At 37.5% G+C, this 3,955-nt stretch carries 4 protein-coding genes; 3 read left to right on the forward strand and 1 reads right to left on the reverse strand.

Translation table 11 applies throughout. The features are described 5' to 3' along the window. Positions 1-384, forward strand: a 384-nt coding sequence (locus tag AC1DPQ_RS20300; protein ID WP_477610691.1) for a metal-dependent transcriptional regulator, incomplete at its 5' end; no start/stop codon positions are given. Beyond that, entirely contained in the window at positions 371-2,236 is a 1,866-nt protein-coding gene (locus AC1DPQ_RS20305) for an Nramp family divalent metal transporter (RefSeq protein WP_215128356.1), read from the forward strand. The genes AC1DPQ_RS20300 and AC1DPQ_RS20305, both read left to right, overlap by 14 nt. A 116-nt stretch (positions 2,237-2,352) precedes the next feature. Here AC1DPQ_RS20305 and AC1DPQ_RS20310 read toward each other — a convergent pair whose 3' ends face one another. Continuing rightward, positions 2,353-2,832: a TlpA family protein disulfide reductase gene (locus AC1DPQ_RS20310; RefSeq protein ID WP_477610692.1), complete on the reverse strand. Its 480-nt coding sequence runs from the start codon at positions 2,830-2,832 to the stop codon at positions 2,353-2,355. 715 nt (positions 2,833-3,547) lie between these two features. On the opposite strand from AC1DPQ_RS20310, the gene smpB reads away from it, so the two are divergent. Continuing rightward, on the forward strand, positions 3,548-3,955 hold a 408-nt coding region (gene smpB, locus AC1DPQ_RS20315; RefSeq protein WP_477610693.1), incomplete at its 3' end, for an SsrA-binding protein.

Raw genomic sequence — 3,955 nt, forward strand, 5'->3', positions numbered from 1 at the left:
GAGGTACATGATGTGGCTGAAGAGCTGGAACATATTAAATCAATTGAGCTGATTGAAAGATTAGACGAGTTTTTAGGCTTTCCGAAAGCCGATCCTCATGGCGACCCCATTCCCGATAAAAACGGAAGATTTGCCAAAACCCAGTTTATTAAATTAATCGAACTAAAAATAGGTGATCATGGCACCATTACCGGTGTTACCCAGCATAGCTCGGCATTTTTAAAACATTTAGAGAAACTAGGCTTAACCTTAGGTAAAAAAATCCAGATCAGCGATGTGACCGATTTTGATGGTTCAGTAGAAATCCTGTTATCCGGTAAGCAAATTAATATTAGTAGAGAAGTTGCAAAACATATTTTAATTAGCAGTAATGGCAAAAACTGAATCGTTAAGTGAAGTACATCAAAGTGTAAATACAGATAAAAGAAAAGGCTGGAGAAGAATTTTAGCTTTCATTGGTCCTGCTTATTTAATTAGTGTTGGCTACATGGATCCAGGCAACTGGGCCACCGATTTAGCAGGTGGCAGTAAATTCGGTTACCAATTAATTTGGGTTTTACTGATGTCGAACCTCATTGCATTACTCTTACAATCGTTAAGTGCCCGTTTGGGGATAGTAAGAGGGCTGGATTTAGCACAAGCCTCTAAACAAGCTTATCCGCGTTGGGCCAATATTCCATTATTTGGCTTAGCACAAACCGCAATTATAGCCTGCGATTTAGCCGAAATTATCGGGATGGCCATTGGTTTACAGCTCCTTTTTGGATTGCCATTAATCTGGGGTATTTCAATTACCATTTTCGACACCATTTTATTGCTCTTTTTACTCAATAAAGGTATGCGGGCCATGGAAGGCTTTATCGTTTCAATGGTTTTTATTGTCGGAATTTCCTTTCTGGTTGAAATGTTTATTGTAGAACCCTCACTTAAAGAGGTAGCTAAAGGTTTTGAACCCTCCATACTAAATGGCGATGCGCTTTATATTGCCATTGGGATTATTGGTGCCACAGTAATGCCGCATAACCTGTATTTACATTCATCATTAGTACAAACCAGGAAGATTGAGCGCAGTAATAAAGGAATTAAGGAAGCCTTAAAATTTAACCTCATTGATACAACGGTTGCATTAAACCTTGCTTTTTTTGTTAACGCCGCCATACTGATTCTTGCTGCAGCTGCCTTTTATAAAAATGGATTGCACGAAGTGGCCGAAATTCAGGATGCACATAAACTACTTTCGAACATTTTTGGCAATGTTGCCCCAACCCTATTTGCTATAGCGCTAATCGCCGCCGGACAAAGCTCTACTGTTACCGGAACTTTAGCAGGACAGATTATTATGGAAGGCCACATTAACTTAAGGATTCAACCTTGGTTACGGCGCATGATTACACGTCTTTTGGCTATTATTCCTGCATTTTTCACTATATTACATTATGGCGAAAATGCGCTTGGTGGCTTGCTGGTATTGAGTCAGGTGGTATTAAGTTTGCAATTGGGTTTTGCCATTATTCCACTAATTCATTTTACATCAGATAAAAAACTGATGAAAGATTTTGCAATTAAACCATGGGTTAAGGTATTGGCATGGGCAAGTGCTTTAGCTATTATCGCATTGAATGTGAAACTGGTAATTGAAGAAATAAGTGGCTGGGCAAAAGAGGCCAACAATTGGTGGATTTATGTGATTGTAATACCGGCATTAATCCTGATCGTTTTACTCCTGCTTTATGTTTTCTTCCACCCGCTATTAGAAAAGAAAAGGAATGCTTCAAAACAGCTTGTACCGCATGGAAATGCTTTGGATATTGGAAAAATAGATAAAATCAGTTATAAGCGGATTGGAATTGCTGTAGATTTCTCTAAAAACGATCGAAACACCATCAGGCATGCTTTAATTCAGGGTGGTAAAGAGGCACACTATTATCTTATCCATGTCGTAGAAACTGCTGCTGCCCGCTATCTTGGTAATGAAGTAATGGACCATGAAACGCAGAGCGATGCTGCTAACCTGGAGAAATACAGGGCTAATCTGGAAGATCTTGGATATGATTCTACGCCTTTTATCGGTTTTGGAAGTACCGGTAAAGCCATAGCCGATATCAGCAACAAAAATGAAATTGAGCTATTGGTAATGGGTGCGCATGGTCATAAAGGCTTGAAAGACCTTATTTTCGGTACCACAGTTGATTCTGTAAGGCATAAGGTAAATATTCCGGTTTTGATCATCCGGTAAAATTTTTAGACCTGTCCTTTAGCTTATAACTTACTCACTGTTATAATAATTAACCACAGATCAAAAAGATGAATACTGATTTCAAAATCCGTGTTTATCTGTGGCTAAAAATAAGATTATTTACCTACTACCGTCATTAGCTTCTTTACTCCACCATCTCCCGATTGGTACATGAGCAATTTACCGTTTGAAGAATATAAGTACATTGATGGATATTGTTTTGGCAAAAAGGTTGGGATAAACATGCGTTTTTTATCCTGTAATACCAGTACATTAGGCTTGGCATTTAAACCCTTGGCGTAAGAATTGAAAAACTGCGGAATGATATAGCCCTCATCCATGGTAATCATGTAAATATTAACGTCTTTAAACTTGGCGTAATTGGTGTTCAGGTTTTTACTTTCCCTCTGGCAATGTTCACAAGTACAATCAAATAAGATAAATAGGTTCTTTTTTCCTTGTTTAATATCATTATTTGAAAATGGTTTTCCATCCAGTTTGTAAAAAGTGAATTGTGGCAATAAAGTAGGTTGCTGTGCTTCTACCTGAAAAGTAACGGTTAACAATAAGATTAAAAGTAGGTTCCTGAATTTCATTTTTGAGATTTAAAGTCCAAACTTAAACGAATAAATACGAACATAATAATATATCCTTAGCTTTTACAAACAGATGAACATTTTAATTGATTCCTTATTCGGAGGTTTTAGTTTAAAAATCGTCGTCATCTCGACTGAAGCGCAGTCCCGAACTTTCGGGAGAGAGATCTATCGAGACAGATTTAGCTTCGCTGAGCCTTCGGGTTCTCGGTTGCATTGCACTTCKCTCGAAATGACGACCTCTTGCCACTTTTCCCATAAACAAGAGCCTGGTTGGCGGATGAAAGGTTTCTTATTGCACAGGCCCACCATAAATAAACCTGATTGACGCGGAAACCAAAAGCTTTTTCTGCTTTTGTTGGAGCAAAAGCAGGACTGAGGCTGCCAAAAGAACTGCCCGTGCATTTCCTAATATCAAAGAAGTCAAGTTTTTAAAACAATTTGGCTATTCAAACTTAACTTCTTTAATCCGAACTATTAAAATTAAAACTAAATTATCACATCATTTTTTAAGATATTTGCAACGGTTGAGGGCAAATCGCATAAACAGTCGTCATCCTGTCCCGAATATTCGGGATCAGGATCTTTATAGTTATAAAAGATGCTGAAACGAGTTCAGCATGACGAGGCGGTATTTTATAGCTGCATTTGTAGCCTTAACATTATAATTATATACAATAGTATATATTACAACAACATATACTTTATTACAATTTTGAAAAACGACATCAACATAAAAAATAAAAGAGCATATTTCGACTACAATCTTTTAGATAAATACGTAGCAGGGATTGCGCTTTTAGGAACTGAAATAAAAGCAATCAGACAAGGTAAAGCCAACATGACAGATGCATTTTGCATGTTTATTGGGGGGAACCTGTATGTGCGCAACCTTCATGTTTCGGAATATACACACAGCTCTTTCTATCATCACGATATTAAACGCGATCGCGCCTTATTACTACAGAAGAAAGAAATTAGAAAATTAAAGCTTAAAGGCGAAGAAAAAGGTTATACCATCGTTCCATTACGCATTTTCATCAACGAAAGAGGTTTCGCTAAAATAGAAATTGCACTGGCTCAAGGTAAAAAAGAATTCGACAAACGCGATAGCATCAAAGAT

This window comes from Pedobacter sp. 01T416_2 (assembly GCF_056398925.1).

What these genes read in the sequence shown, in the direction of transcription:
- AC1DPQ_RS20305 (WP_215128356.1), top strand. Translation starts at nt 371, where the DNA reads ATGGCAAAAACTGAATCGTTAAGTGAAGTACATCAAAGTGTAAATACA.
- AC1DPQ_RS20310 (WP_477610692.1), bottom strand. Translation starts at nt 2,832, where the DNA reads ATGAAATTCAGGAACCTACTTTTAATCTTATTGTTAACCGTTACTTTT.